At 32.3% G+C, this 14,845-nt stretch carries 9 protein-coding genes and 2 pseudogenes; 10 read left to right on the top strand and 1 reads right to left on the bottom strand.

Features of this window, described 5'->3' with window-relative positions; genetic code table 11:
• Nucleotides 1-82: 82 nt before the first annotated feature.
• The 10 genes and pseudogenes from NST10_RS09615 (at nt 83) to norC (ending at nt 12,655) form a co-directional block, all read left to right on the top strand.
• Nucleotides 83-284: pseudogene (locus NST10_RS09615) on the top strand (DUF6007 family protein).
• A gap of 48 nt (nt 285-332) precedes the next feature.
• Nucleotides 333-629, top strand: coding sequence for a TfoX/Sxy family protein (locus NST10_RS09610; protein WP_000179900.1), 297 nt, complete (start codon nt 333-335; stop codon nt 627-629).
• A gap of 207 nt (nt 630-836) precedes the next feature.
• Nucleotides 837-1,438, top strand: a pseudogene (locus tag NST10_RS09605) (hypothetical protein).
• A gap of 267 nt (nt 1,439-1,705) precedes the next feature.
• Nucleotides 1,706-4,858, top strand: coding sequence for a DEAD/DEAH box helicase (locus NST10_RS09600; RefSeq protein ID WP_339209678.1), 3,153 nt, complete (start codon nt 1,706-1,708; stop codon nt 4,856-4,858).
• An 82-nt stretch (nt 4,859-4,940) separates the two neighbouring features.
• Complete coding sequence (locus tag NST10_RS09595; protein ID WP_000714376.1) at nt 4,941-5,423, top strand: hypothetical protein; 483 nt, start codon at nt 4,941-4,943, stop codon at nt 5,421-5,423.
• Between the two features lie 204 nt (nt 5,424-5,627).
• Nucleotides 5,628-6,614 (top strand): phosphatidylinositol-specific phospholipase C, encoded by a 987-nt coding sequence (locus NST10_RS09590; RefSeq protein WP_000710549.1) that lies wholly within the window; start codon nt 5,628-5,630, stop codon nt 6,612-6,614.
• A gap of 220 nt (nt 6,615-6,834) precedes the next feature.
• Nucleotides 6,835-7,605 carry a tandem-type lipoprotein gene (locus tag NST10_RS09585; protein WP_000977787.1) on the top strand — a complete coding sequence of 257 codons (771 nt, stop codon included), beginning with the start codon at nt 6,835-6,837 and terminating at the stop codon, nt 7,603-7,605.
• Between the two features lie 93 nt (nt 7,606-7,698).
• Nucleotides 7,699-9,936, top strand: coding sequence for a helix-turn-helix domain-containing protein (locus NST10_RS09580; protein WP_001188463.1), 2,238 nt, complete (start codon nt 7,699-7,701; stop codon nt 9,934-9,936).
• 150 nt (nt 9,937-10,086) lie between these two features.
• Nucleotides 10,087-11,265, top strand: coding sequence for a M20 family metallopeptidase (locus tag NST10_RS09575; protein ID WP_001075804.1), 1,179 nt, complete (start codon nt 10,087-10,089; stop codon nt 11,263-11,265).
• A gap of 1 nt (nt 11,266) precedes the next feature.
• Nucleotides 11,267-12,655 (top strand): multidrug efflux MFS transporter NorC, encoded by a 1,389-nt coding sequence (norC, locus tag NST10_RS09570; RefSeq protein ID WP_001006427.1) that lies wholly within the window; start codon nt 11,267-11,269, stop codon nt 12,653-12,655.
• Nucleotides 12,656-13,140: 485 nt separating this feature from the next.
• Here norC and NST10_RS09565 read toward each other — a convergent pair whose 3' ends face one another.
• Nucleotides 13,141-14,802, bottom strand: coding sequence for a Na/Pi cotransporter family protein (locus tag NST10_RS09565; RefSeq protein ID WP_001791319.1), 1,662 nt, complete (start codon nt 14,800-14,802; stop codon nt 13,141-13,143).
• Between the last annotated feature and the right edge of the window lie 43 nt (nt 14,803-14,845).

The raw sequence follows: 14,845 nt of genomic DNA, 5'->3' as shown, positions 1-14,845 counted from the left end.
TCAGAATTTTCTTTGGCTACATATACAGTAATGTGATTTATACGTTATCTTATAACAAAGGCAAATTTATAAAGGTGATATTATGGAAGATTTAAAGCAATCTTTAAAAGGTTTAGGTTGGTATGACTTTTTTTATAGTACCTATGTTTCTACTATTCGTGTATCTGCCGAATTATAATTTTATAACTATATTTATTAACATTGTTATCATTATTTTCTTTTCCATAGGTTTGATTTTAACTACGCATATAATTATAGATAAAATTAAGAGCAACTCGAAATGATTCATTAACACGAATGTGATTAAACATAAAACTGAAGGAGCGATTACAATGGCGACTGAGAAAGATGTAAATGATTTATTTTTAAATCATGTGAATTCAAATGCTGTTAAAACTAGAAAGATGATGGGAGAATATATTGTTTATTATGATGGTGTGGTTATAGGTGGTTTGTATGATAATAGATTATTGGTCAAGGCGACTAAAAGTGCACGTCATCAATTTCAAGATAATGCATTAGTATCGCCGTATCCTGGTGCTAAAGAAATGATATTAATTCCAGACTTTGCCGAAGCAACAAATATTACTAATTTATTTGAGTGCATAAAAAATGATTTGAAAAACTAATCATAAATTGCCATGCTCAACTATTTTGAAAAGCATCATTTCCATATTATCAAATTATTGAGTATCTCGATTTATTGTTATACACAAACAGTATTTTTGTTATCATAGAGCTTATAAATATAATAAATTGAATAAGTAACTTTACAAAACTAGAATGATTCAATTCAATCACAATTATTTGAAAATAGAGGTGAGCAGGTGAACGATATGTTAATTAGTCTCGTAATCCCAGTTTTTGCTTTGTTAGTTATTGGTGGTATTATTTGGATGATTATAGAAGGTATAGTACATATTTCAAAAAAGAATAAAGCAATTGATAACTTTTTTAACAAAGTTAATAAAGTAAGTGAGACATATAAATTCGCTACTACTTTTTTATTTCTAATCTTGGCTACGGCTGGTATTTCTCAATTTTATCTATATTATATAGTATCAGAGTTTCTTTTTTTGCTGGTTATATTTACCTTTGGTATTGCAGGTATCATTTTTTTAATGCCATATGGCTTATGTTTCCTACCACTTTATAAACAAAAAAGAAAAAACAGACATTTAAAAAATACATGGCTTACACTACGATTGGTTTGTCAATTTATCTAGGCTTATCTCTAGTTTTGGTTCACACTACGAAAATTTATATGGACGAAGGTGGCGTAAGATACTATTACGGTAGTTTTGTAATGAAACAAGCGGGCGGTTATGCTTATTTAGCTTTAGCAGTACTTTCAACGTTGTTAATTGTTGCGAAAAAAGCTACAAATAAAAATAAAAAAATCGAAACCGTCGACAATACAAATATAACGGAAAGATAATTAAGAGAGTGCTCATTCAGGAGTGCTCTTTTTTTGATGTTCAAATTTAGTTGGAAATGAAGGCATAGAAGAAATTTTTATAGTCATTTATTGGATAATGAATTATGGTCATATCGATTAATTTTATTAGTGAGGATTTTACAAACATTTGTTGAATAAATATGGTAATGATAATATATGAATATTTTTGAAAAAACACTAATATGATTAAATTATTTGTTAAAATAGCATTAAGTAAAAAACAAACAGGGAACAAGGTGGGATTTCATGAGTCAATTGCTAAATGATACGTTATCGGCTTGGTTGTTAATTGAATCTTTAAGTCCAGGAGAAGTAAATTTTACAGCGGAAGATATACTCTCAGCTGAAAATTTTAAAAATGGTGCAAAGCAAGCGCAACTTCAAAGTTTTGATGAATATTTTGAAATATGGAATGATGAACGCTTTATTATATCAGAAGAAAAATCAGAGATTGGCGAAATCATTTTTAAATTTTACAGACACTGTTTCCGCTATAATGAAATTAATTTGAAAATTCAGGATATTTTTGATGATTATTCAGATATTCATAATCCAAATGGGACACACTGTTATGGTTACACATTTAATATAGATAAACACGGTCAAGTGATAGTTGATTCTATACATATTCCGATGATTATGAGTGCATTGAAAGAAATTGAAAAGAATAAAAATGCTAATATAGAAGAAAAATTTAATGATTCTGTTGAAAAATTTGTTCAAAAAGTAAAAGAAATTTTAGCGGATGAACCAATTAATGAATTTAAATTGAAGAAGATGGACATAGCTTATGATGAGTATTTTTCTGTATTAAATTCAAAGAAAGATGGATTATTTGCACATTATGTAGCAATAGAATATGTGAAAGATAGTGATTTACCACAGCCAGAATTTAATAGCTTCTTCATAAGTGATATTGAGAAAGCAAGAAAATCTCCCAATCAAACTTTAATTGATTACATTGAGGGTGTAGAAGAAAGTAAGCGCATAGAAGTGGATGAAAATAAAGAAATGTTCGACAAATTTTTACATCCTTCACGTTTGCCTGATGGACGCTGGCCATCACAGACTGAGTTTAGATTGTCATTAATGCAACAACTTGCTGTAAACCAAATTACGAGTGGTAATGAAAGGATAAGTTCAGTTAATGGGCCACCAGAGACAGGTAAGACTACTTTATTAAAAGATATATTTGCGCATCTAGTAGTTGAAAGAGGTAAAGAGTTAGCCAAACTAAATAATCCTAAAGATGCATTTGTCAAAACAAAAACTCATGAAACAGATGATAAATATGTCTATTTACTTAAGGAATCTATTGCTAAATATAAGATGGTAGTCGCATCTAGTAATAATGGAGCTGTTGAAAATATATCTAAAGATTTACCGAAAATTGAAGAAATTATAAGAAATCCCGAAAAATGTAAATTCCCTAAATATGAACAGAATTATGCAAATTTAGCACATGAATTAAAAGATTTTGCTGAAATAGCTGAAGATTTGATTGGTGAAAGTGCCTGGGGCTTATTTTCTGGAGTATTTGGTAAAAGTACTAATATTAACCAAGTATTGAGTCATATGTTAAAACAAGATGCGAATGATATTGGCTTTGCTAAATTACTACAAAATGAGAATAATCGTATGAGTTATAACGAGTTAATGAGTGAATGGCAATCACATCAACGTGCATTTTTAGAAGAGTTGAGGCATGTTGAAATGTTAAAAGAAGAATCTATTAGAGCCTATGATGTTTATAAAAATTGTGAGTCTTACTCTAAGGTTGAACATGAACTAAATAGCAAAAAAATGAATGTTAAGGAAAAGTTGAATCATTTAGAAATTCAAATATCTTGTGACAATAAAGAAATTGAAGATTTGGATGATCGAATTAATTATAATACAAAGCAACTCGAAACTTTAAATGAGTTAATTAAATCCATCAGAGATAGTAACAAAGGGTTTGTTAACAAGCTGAAGGCGATATTTAATTCAGAAGAAGATGAAAGATATAAAAAACATAATGCAGAGAAGCAACAATTATTAGGACAACAGATAGAGTTAGAGAAATGTAAAAAAATTAAAAATGAAGACCTTGTTAGCAAACTAAAAGAAAAAGAGAAATTAATTAAACAATTAACTAAAGTACAGTTGCAATTAGACGAGTTAAATTCACAGTTACAAGAGTTAGAAGCATATCGTATTGAGTCAAAAATTACAATTCCAGAAAAAGATTTTTGGAGTGACAACAATTATGATGAGCGCCAAGTTACTAATTTGTGGACGAGTGACGAACTTCAATACAGACGTGCCATGCTCTTTTTAAGAGCAATGATATTGCATAAATTATTATTGATTGCTAATAATACAACTATTTATTATGCGATTAATGATTTTAAAAGTAGAAGGAAATTAATTGATGCAAATCCAGATAAAGTACACAACGCATGGAATGTGATGCATTTAATATTTCCAGTAGTTAGTACGACGTTTGCAAGCTTTAAATCTATGTATGGGGGCATACCAAAAGATTTCATAGACTACTTATTTATTGATGAAGCAGGACAAGCAATACCTCAAGCAGCTGTGGGAGCATTATTTAGATCGAAAAAAGTTGTAGCCGTAGGTGATCCGATTCAAATTGAACCTGTTGTTACTTTAGAAAGCCATTTAATTGATAATATTCGTAAAAATTATAATGTTCCGGAATATCTAGTTTCTAAAGAAGCTTCTGTGCAGTCTGTCGCTGACAACGCTAATCAATATGGCTTTTGGAAATCTGATGCTACTGATAGTAATCAAAAAACGTGGATAGGCATACCTTTATGGGTGCACAGACGATGTTTAAAACCCATGTTCACGATAGCTAATCAAATTGCTTATAATAATAAAATGGTGCTACCTAGTAATATTACAAACGTAGGTAAGACCGGTTGGTATGACGTTAAAGGAAACTCAGTACAAAAACAATTTGTGAAAGAGCATGGCGAAAAAGTATTGGAATTACTAGCTAATGATTGGTTTGAAGCGATTAAGGAAGGTAAAAATGAGCCGAGTTCATTTGTAATATCACCATTTTCAGCAGTACAAAAACAGGTTAAACGTATATTAAAGCAACAACTACCGACTAGAATTGATATTGAACGTACAAAAATTAATCAATGGGTCGATAAATCCATTGGTACTGTTCATACTTTTCAAGGTAAAGAGGCTCAAAAGGTGTATTTTGTAATAGGTACTGATAATACTCAAGATGGTGCTGTGAACTGGTCATGCGAAAAACCAAACTTGTTAAATGTTGCAGTGACAAGGGCTAAAAAAGAGTTTTATGTAATTGGTGACATGCAAAGAATACAGTCGAAACCATTTTATGAGACCATTTTTAAAGAAAGAAATGTAAAATGAAATGACAGCATTTCTATAGGCTAATCAAGTGATACTTAATTACCGCGCAATTTATACATTTTAAAAGGAGTAAAATTGAATAATGAAGAAATTTAACAACTGGATATTAAATGCAATAAGTGGATCTCAAACAGACAAGAATGAAACAACTGAAGAATTAAAAGGGGCAAAATTTATTATTTTATATGCATATTCAATGCTCGTTTTGCTTGCGTTAGTAATTTCTAACATATTCATTCACATTTTGGAGCCTAAACTATCAATCACCACTCAAATCATCATCGTTTTGATTTTAATTGAATCACTAATTGGACTGCGTTTCTTGAAAGAGTACGATGTTAAGCGTGGCAAAGATAAAGAAAATAAGAAAAATAGTAAGGATTTCGTTAAACTAAAATCAATTTTAGTAGCAATTTTATTTACATCATTGGCGCTGACAGCAGGCACTGTAGCTGATATATACGGTTTCACTGACTTAGGAAATACTAGAAGTGATTTAATCGTTTGGAGCATAGGTGGTATTATATTTGGCCTCGTATGTTACACAATGGAAGATAAAAAATAACGATAAGGAGCTGGCGATTATAAAGCTAGCTCCTTTTTTAACTTATATATGTAAAGAACTATTCTAAGGATTTTTAATCATATGTCAATAATTCCTATAATACATTATTAAAACATCAATTAAATAAGTTTTAAAATTTTACACATATTTTTATTTAAAAAAGATGTATAATTAATGTATTAAATATAGAAAGAAGTTGATATTATGAAAAAGTGTATTAAGACTTTGTTTTTAAGTATCATTTTAGTAGTGATGGGTGGTTGGTATCATTCAGCACATGCGTTAGATTCGTTGAGTAAAAGTCCAGAAAATTGGATGAGTAAACTTGATGAAAGCAAACATTTAACTGAGATTAATATGCCAGGCTCACATGATAGTGGCTCATTCACTTTAACTGACCCGGTAAAATCAGTTTGGGCAAAGACTCAAGATAAAGATTACCTTACTCAAATGAAGTCAGGAGTCAGGTTTTTTGATATTAGAGGTAGAGCAAGTGCTGATAATATGATTTCAGTTCATCACGGCATGGTTTATCTGCATCATGAATTAGGAAAATTTCTCGATGATGCTAAATATTATTTGAGTGCCTATCCAAACGAAACAATTGTGATGTCTATGAAAAAGGACTACGATAGCGATTCTAAAGTTACGAAGACATTTGAAGAGATTTTTAGAGAATATTATTATAATAACCCGCAATATCAGAATCTTTTTTACACAGGAAGTAACGCGAACCCTACTTTAAAAGAGACAAAAGGTAAAATTGTCCTATTCAATAGAATGGGTGGTACATACATAAAAAGTGGTTATGGTGCTGACACGTCTGGCATTCAATGGGCAGATAACGCGACATTTGAAACGAAAATTAATAATGGTAGCTTAAATTTACAAGTACAAGATGAGTATAAAGATTACTATGATAAAAAAGTTGAAGCTGTTAAAAATTTATTGGCTAAAGCAAAAACGGATAGTAACAAAGACAATGTATATGTGAATTTCTTAAGTGTAGCGTCTGGAGGCAGCGCATTTAATAGTACTTATAACTATGCATCACATATAAATCCTGAAATTGCAAAAACGATTAAAGCAAATGGGAAAGCTAGAACGGGTTGGCTGATTGTTGACTATGCAGGGTATCCGTGGCCTGGATATGATGATATCGTAAGCGAAATTATAGATAGTAATAAATAAGGATTCAATAATGATATTAAGACGAGTATGAAAATAGTTAGATTCTAATTATTTTCACTACTCGTTTTTATTTTGAAAATAAGTAATGATTCAACAATATTATAAATTGAACAGATTGTTTGTGGAATTTTTGATAATATTAAAGTGAAAAAGTGTTATAAATTGATATTAATATGTAATTTGCAAAAGTAAATCATTTTAAAAAGAAGAGAGTTGTAAGATGATGAAACGATTAAACAAATTAGTGCTAGGTATTAATCTTCTGTTTTTAGTCATTAGTATTACTGCTGGTTGCGGCATGGGTAAAGAAGCGGAAATTAAGAAAAGTTTTGAGAAGACATTGAGTATGTATCCGATTAAAAATCTAGAGGATTTATACGATAAAGAAGGTTATCGTGATGATCAATTTGATAAAAATGATAAAGGTACATGGATTGTTCGTTCGTCAATGTCGATTCAACCTAATGGAAAAGATATGAACGTAAAAGGTATGGTTTTATATATGAATAGAAATTCAAGAACAACAAATGGCTATTACTATGTTGATGTTATAGAAAGACAAGATAAAGGTATACATCGTGATAACGAAAAAAAGTATCCTGTTAAAATGGTCGATAATAAAATCATTCCAACAAAAGATATCAAAGATGAGAACATAAAAAAAGAAATCGAGAACTTTAAGTTCTTCGCGCAATATGGCAGCTTTAAAGATTTGTCGAAGTACAAAGATGGAGATATTTCATATAATCCAGAGGTGCCGAGTTATTCAGCCAAATATCAATTAACGAATGATGATTATAATGTAAAGCAATTACGTAAAAGATATGATATACCAACAAATAAAGCACCAAAGTTATTGTTGAAAGGTACAGGTAATTTAAAAGGCTCATCAGTTGGATATAAAGATATTGAATTTACGTTTGTAGAGAAAAAAGGAGAAAATATTTACTTTAGTGATAGCCTACATCTTGAACCAAGTGAGGATAAATAATCATCCACACACACGATTCAATATGAAATTCAAATATGTTGCTGTAAAATAATGTAAAATAAACGTATTCATATTACTGAATTGAGGGATAGTATGCAACGTGATTATTTAATTCGAGTAGAAACTGAGAGTATGTTAGATTTCAAAAGGCTCAATGGTTTAATGATTGGTTTTGTTATTAAAGGTGAGGCACACATTTATGATGAAAATAATATGACGCAATGCAACAGTGGCGACATTTTCATCATTAACCACCGCGACTTGTATCGATTTCAACTTCAACAAGATGGCATCATATGTTATATCCAATTCCAAATGAAATATTTAGCAGACAAGTTTGATGATGTGCATTGTCTATATTTTCACTTAACAGATGCGACCACAACAAAAAATATACATCAACTGAGAAATATAATGGCAAGACTGGTTTCAACACATATTCGACATAATGAGTTGTCTAAATTGACTGAGCAACAACTTGTCATTCAGTTGCTTATGCATATGATTCATTATGTTCCGCGTACATATCATTCGAACCAAAGTATCTTAAATGATGATAAAGTGAATCAAGTATGCGACTATATCGAGTTACATTTTCATGAAGACTTAAGCCTTTCGGAATTAAGCGAATATGTTGGGTGGTCAGAGAGCCATCTGTCTAAAAAGTTTGCAGAATCGCTAGGTGTAGGATTCCAGCATTTCTTAAATACGACGCGAATTGAGCATGCGAAACTCGATTTGACATACACAGATGAAACGATTACTGATATTGCATTGCAAAATGGCTTTTCAAGTGCAGCGAGCTTTGCGAGAACATTTAAACACTTTACGCATCAAACGCCTAAACAATATCGAGGTGATCGTCCAGCAATCACTGAAAATCAGCAATCGGCACAACATAATTATCACGACCGTGAATTGATATTACTTTTAAATGACTACATTGAAGAAATGAATCATTTCATTGAAGATATTGAAAAGGTGAACTATAAAGAGATTACCTTTCAACCAACCAATCACCAACTAAATCAATTTAATCATATTATTCAAGTGGGCTATTTGAGGAATTTGCTCAATACACAGTATCAATCACAGTTGCTTACATGTCATAGTGATTTTCAAGTCAATGAAGTATTAGCATATGATGTGATGCCATATATTATGAAAAAGCTCAATGCGCCATTCACGTATGATGCAGAAATTTCGAATATATTTTATGATATTGATTTGTGTTTAGACTTTTTATTAGATCATAATTTTAGTCTAACCATGCATTTGAATCAGTATGACTCACGAGATTATATCGATGCATTCAAAGTATTTATCCATCACGTTGCCCTGCATGTCAGTCATAGAAAAGATTTGAAGTTCAACTTGTATGTGACGACATTGCACAATTCTTTGATTGAAATGATTGATTATTTTAAAGCATTATTCCCCAATGGTGGCTTGTACGTTCACTTAGATCAAGCTACGGAAAGACATCTACCATTGTTGAAACGACTTGAGCCACACATCGACCATTTTGTATTTGATGCTAATTCAAATGATGCTGTTGATTTTAATAAAATGAATGATGATGAATTTAAAACCGCGAGTCAAATGATTATTAATAAAACGAATTACCTTATCGACTTAATGCATCGTCATCACCTAAAGCGTCCACTCATTTTACTCAATTGGAATACATTGACGGGTGATACATTTATTACAAACGGCGAATATTTTAGAGGTGGTATCATCATTGAGCAATTATTAAAATTAAGCTCAAAGGTAGAGGGGATCGGGTATTGGTTGAATTATGATTTGCACGTCAGTCATTGTAAAAATGAACGGGATTATATGAATTCTATTGAACTGTTTCATCAATATAATGGAAAACGTCCGGTCTATTTCACGGCATTGTTATTTAATAAATTAACAAGCAATATTTTATATTCTGATGATACATGTATTGTCACGGGAACTGATTCAAATTTTCAAATATTGTTATATGATGCAAAGCATTTTAATCCATACTTAGCGTTGGACAATCAAATGAATATGCGTGCGACGGAAATGATTCATTTGAACATAAATGCCCTAGAAGAAGGTATATATAAGATTAAACATTTTACCTTAGATAAAGAAAATGGTGCATTATTTAATCTTTGGCGAAAACATCATACGATACATGGCATGGACAAGGACTCTATAGATTACGTTAATCGAATGAGTTTTCCAAAATTAGAAGTGTACGATATAGATGTGACGGATACGCTGGCATTAAACATTAAAATGATTACGAATGGGATTCACTTAATTGAAGTAAAACGTTACCCAAGTTCATAAAATGATCACAAATCGCAAATTTTGTTATACATAATTTGTGATTTTTTGTATTCAAAGTTAAAATTGCAAAAAATTAATGGTTAACATCTCTGTTGTTGGCAATATAAATAATGATCAATCATATATGATGTAACTAAGGAGATGAATGATATGAATCAACAATTAATTGAAGCTTTAAAATCAAAAGAAGACAAAATGATTGAGATCAGACGTTATTTACATCAGCATCCAGAATTATCTTTTCATGAGGATGAAACGGCGAAATACATCGCTGAATTTTACAAAGGTAAAGATGTAGAAGTAGAAACGAATGTCGGACCACGTGGAATTAAAGTAACGATTGATTCAGGGAAACCTGGTAAAACATTAGCAATCCGTGCAGACTTTGATGCATTACCCATTACTGAAGATACAGGATTATCTTTTGCATCACAAAATAAAGGTGTTATGCACGCATGTGGTCACGATGCACATACAGCATACATGCTTGTATTAGCAGAGACGCTTGCCGAAATGAAAGATAGTTTTACAGGAAAAGTCGTTGTGATACATCAACCAGCTGAAGAAGTACCACCAGGTGGTGCTAAAGCAATGATTGAAAATGGTGTATTAGACGGTGTTGATCATGTATTAGGTGTACACGTCATGAGCACAATGGAAACAGGTAATGTGTATTACAGACCTGGTTATGTTCAAACAGGACGCGCATTCTTCAAATTGAAAGTTCAAGGTAAAGGTGGTCATGGTTCATCACCACATATGGCCAATGATGCCATTGTTGCAGGTAGCTACTTCGTCACAGCGTTACAAACAGTTGTATCTAGACGACTAAGTCCATTTGAAACCGGTGTTGTCACAATCGGTTCATTTGACGGTAAAGGTCAATTCAATGTTATTAAAGATGTTGTTGAAATTGAAGGTGATGTACGTGGATTAACAGATGCTACAAAAGCAACAATTGAAAAAGAAATTAAACGTTTATCAAAAGGATTAGAAGCATTGTATGGTGTAACTTGCACATTAGAATATAACGATGATTATCCTGCATTATATAATGATCCAGAGTTTACTGAGTACGTGGCTAAGACGCTAAAAGAAGCAGACCTTGAATTTGGTGTCGAAATATGTGAACCACAACCACCTTCAGAAGACTTTGCATACTATGCTAAGGAACGACCAAGTGCCTTTATTTATACAGGTGCAGCTGTGGAAGATGGTGAAATTTACCCACATCATCATCCTAAATTTAAGATTTCAGAAAAATCATTACTTATTTCGGCAGAAGCTGTAGGGACAGTTGTTTTAGATTACCTTAAAGGAGATAACTAACATGAATGAAACGTATCGCGGGGGCAACAAGTTAATCTTAGGTATTGTATTAGGTGTTATTACATTTTGGTTGTTTGCACAATCACTTGTAAATGTTGTGCCAAATTTACAACAAAGTTTTGGTGCAGACATGGGAACAATTAGTATTGCGGTAAGTCTAACCGCACTATTTTCAGGCATGTTTGTTGTTGGAGCAGGCGGCCTAGCAGATAAAATTGGACGCGTGAAAATGACAAATATCGGCTTATTATTAAGTATTATTGGTTCAGCATTAATTATTATTACAAATTTACCAGCATTGCTAATTTTAGGCCGTATTATACAAGGCGTATCAGCAGCGTGTATTATGCCTTCCACATTGGCCATTATGAAAACTTATTATGAGGGTGCTGAACGTCAGCGTGCCTTAAGCTATTGGTCTATCGGTTCTTGGGGTGGAAGTGGTATCTGTTCACTCTTCGGTGGGGCAGTTGCGACAACTATGGGTTGGAGATGGATTTTCATCTTCTCAATCATCGTTGCCGTACTTTCAATGTTACTCATCAAAGGGACGCCTGAAACGAAATCAGAAGTTACCAATACACATAAATTTGACGTTGCAGGTCTAATTGTTCTAGTAGTTATGTTATTAAGTTTAAACGTTGTCATTACTAAAGGTGCAGCACTTGGTTATACATCATTATGGTTCTTTGGTTTGATTGCAATCGTAATTGTAGCATTCTTTATTTTCTTAAATGTTGAGAAAAAAGTAGATAATCCGCTTATTGATTTTAAATTATTTGAAAATAAACCATATACAGGTGCAACGATTTCGAACTTCTTATTAAACGGTGTTGCAGGTACATTAATTGTAGCGAATACATTCGTACAACAAGGTTTAGGTTATACAGCATTGCAGGCAGGATACTTATCAATCACTTATTTAATCATGGTGTTATTGATGATTAGAGTTGGTGAAAAATTATTACAAAAAATGGGTTCTAAGCGACCAATGTTATTAGGTACATTCATTGTGATCATTGGTATTGCACTTATTTCATTAGTATTCTTACCAGGCATATTTTATGTTATCAGTTGTGTCGTAGGATATTTATGTTTTGGACTAGGCTTAGGTATTTATGCAACACCTTCTACAGATACAGCTATTTCAAATGCACCGTTAGATAAAGTTGGCGTTGCTTCAGGTATTTATAAAATGGCTTCATCACTTGGTGGTGCATTCGGTGTCGCAATTAGTGGTGCAGTATATGCCGGTGCAGTTGCTGCAACGAGCATTCATACAGGTGCGATGATTGCACTTTGGGTTAACGTATTAATGGGAATCATGGCATTTATCGCAATTTTATTTGCGATTCCTAATGATGATAAACGTGTCAAAGATGCGAAATAATAACGATGACATGCCCAGTGTTTTGATAATGATTTAAATGAAAATAAAGCAAATTAAATGAGGAAATGTATAGAGCAGTGCATATAGATAAATCTATGATTGGATTAACACTAATATAAATATAAATAAAAAACCATCCACTTAAACTTTTGATAAGTTAGGTGGATGGTTATTTATTGCGTTGTTCTAAAAATTTGGACATTTATATGGAAAGAACTATATATAATGTGAAGGTTATGGCAATTCGCTTCAATGAAGGCGACGTGTAAAAGTGTATATTAAACGTTTCGGGGTCAGACTCCGAGAACAGTGTCCGTCATGCTTACCGCATACTAATGAAGCATTATTATATCAGTGGTTCTAGCCGATTTAAGATAATAAATTTTGCTAAACAAAAAAGCCAACCCATGAATGTTGGATTGGCTTTTTACATGCATCTGAATCTCTAATTTTAAAAAATATGAATATAAATAAGACATTAAAAATTAAATTTCAGTTGTTGCAATTTCTTCATCTGTAGGTACATCATCGTTAAGACCAACAAGTGCTTCAGAAACATTTCGTGAATGATAACCGATACGTTCAAGAACACCAATCATATCGATATATAGTAATCCGCCTTTTGTTGTACATTCACCACGATTAAGGCGTTTAATATGACCTTTGCGTAGTTTATGTTCAATATTAAATGATTCTCTACTACGCTCTACAATTTCATCTTTTTTCGTTTTGTCATAAACATCTAACATGTCAATGGCTTTATCAAATGACTCAGCAACATGGTTGAATAATTTATCCATACCGCGTTGTGCATCTTCTGTAATGCGAATATCTTCATCATGTTGGCGTTTTAATTGAGCGACATACTCTTCTGTTAGCTCTGCTACTTTTAAAATAGAGCGATTGACATCAAACATAACTGCTAAACGCTCAACGTCTGCCTTCGTAATGGCTTTTGTAGAAATTCTAACTAAATAATTTCGAATACTATCATTGATTGTTTCAACAGCTTGATGCTTTTGTTCAAGCTTTTTGATTAATTTTTTGTCGTCTTTTGTAATTTCGCGAATGTCTTCAAACATTGATAAGACAATCTGACCCACATTTTGTAATTCTTTTTGAGTTTCTTGTAATGCAACACCAGGTGCGTGATAAACAAGATCTTTGTTTAAGTGCTGAGGTTTATAGTCATCAGCAATATCTTTACCTGGGACAAGCTTTGTAACTATCCATGCTAAACCTGCTACAAATGGTAATTGAATCAAAGTATTTGTTATGTTGAAGATACCATGTGATACTGCAATCGTCATCGCTGGTTTTAAGTGCCATACATCTTGTAACAAACTAATCAAATGAATCACAACTGGCAAGAAAATTGTGAAGATAATTACCCCGATTAAGTTAAAGATGACGTGTACAAGCGCCGCACGTTTTGCAGCGATTGAGCCGGCTAAACTAGCTAAGATAGCTGTAATCGTTGTACCAATATTATCGCCTAGTAACACAGGGATTGCTGCGTTTAAGCTAATTAAATCTTGTTGATAAAATTCTTGTAAAATACCAATCGTCGCACTTGAACTTTGAACTAGTGCTGTTAACCCTGCGCCGACAATGACAGCAAGTATTGGATTTGTAGACATATCAAGCATTAATTGCTTAAATCCATCTAATGATGCTAAAGGTTTAACGGCATCACCCATAAATTCTAGACCGAAGAATAGAGAACCGAAACCGAATAGTATGCGGCCAATGTTATTGATTTTAGAGCGCTTAAAGAAAAAGATTAAAAATGCACCTAATGCTAAAATTGGCATTGCATATTCGCCTAAATCTATACCGATAATAAATGCTGTTACCGTTGTTCCGATATTAGCACCCATTATCACTCCAATGGCTTGTTTTAACGTCATAAATCCAGCTGTTACCAGTCCGATTGTGATAACTGTCGTACCTGAACTACTTTGTATTAAAATAGTTACAACGATACCTGCAATAACACCTAATACTGGATTTGATGTAAATTTGTTTAAAATATCTCGTAGCCTGTCTCCTGCTGATGCTTGAAGTCCGTCTCCCATGATTTTTAAGCCGTAAAGGAAAATACCTAAACCACCTAAAAAGGAGAAAATGACTTCTGTAACCGACATTTCCATTATTTCACCTCAAATAAGCTTTATATTTTGATTATCG

The sequence above is a fragment of the Staphylococcus sp. FSL W8-0305 genome (genome assembly GCF_037966415.1).
Classification (GTDB): domain Bacteria; phylum Bacillota; class Bacilli; order Staphylococcales; family Staphylococcaceae; genus Staphylococcus; species Staphylococcus aureus.
This window is presented reverse-complemented; position numbering and strand designations above follow the sequence as displayed.

Coding starts and splice junctions, on each gene's coding strand:
- norC (WP_001006427.1), top strand. CDS start 11,267: ATGAATGAAACGTATCGCGGGGGCAACAAGTTAATCTTAGGTATTGTA.
- NST10_RS09575 (WP_001075804.1), top strand. CDS start 10,087: ATGAATCAACAATTAATTGAAGCTTTAAAATCAAAAGAAGACAAAATG.
- NST10_RS09595 (WP_000714376.1), top strand. CDS start 4,941: ATGAAGAAATTTAACAACTGGATATTAAATGCAATAAGTGGATCTCAA.
- NST10_RS09610 (WP_000179900.1), top strand. CDS start 333: ATGGCGACTGAGAAAGATGTAAATGATTTATTTTTAAATCATGTGAAT.
- NST10_RS09565 (WP_001791319.1), bottom strand. CDS start 14,802: ATGTCGGTTACAGAAGTCATTTTCTCCTTTTTAGGTGGTTTAGGTATT.
- NST10_RS09600 (WP_339209678.1), top strand. CDS start 1,706: ATGAGTCAATTGCTAAATGATACGTTATCGGCTTGGTTGTTAATTGAA.
- NST10_RS09580 (WP_001188463.1), top strand. CDS start 7,699: ATGCAACGTGATTATTTAATTCGAGTAGAAACTGAGAGTATGTTAGAT.
- NST10_RS09590 (WP_000710549.1), top strand. CDS start 5,628: ATGAAAAAGTGTATTAAGACTTTGTTTTTAAGTATCATTTTAGTAGTG.
- NST10_RS09585 (WP_000977787.1), top strand. CDS start 6,835: ATGATGAAACGATTAAACAAATTAGTGCTAGGTATTAATCTTCTGTTT.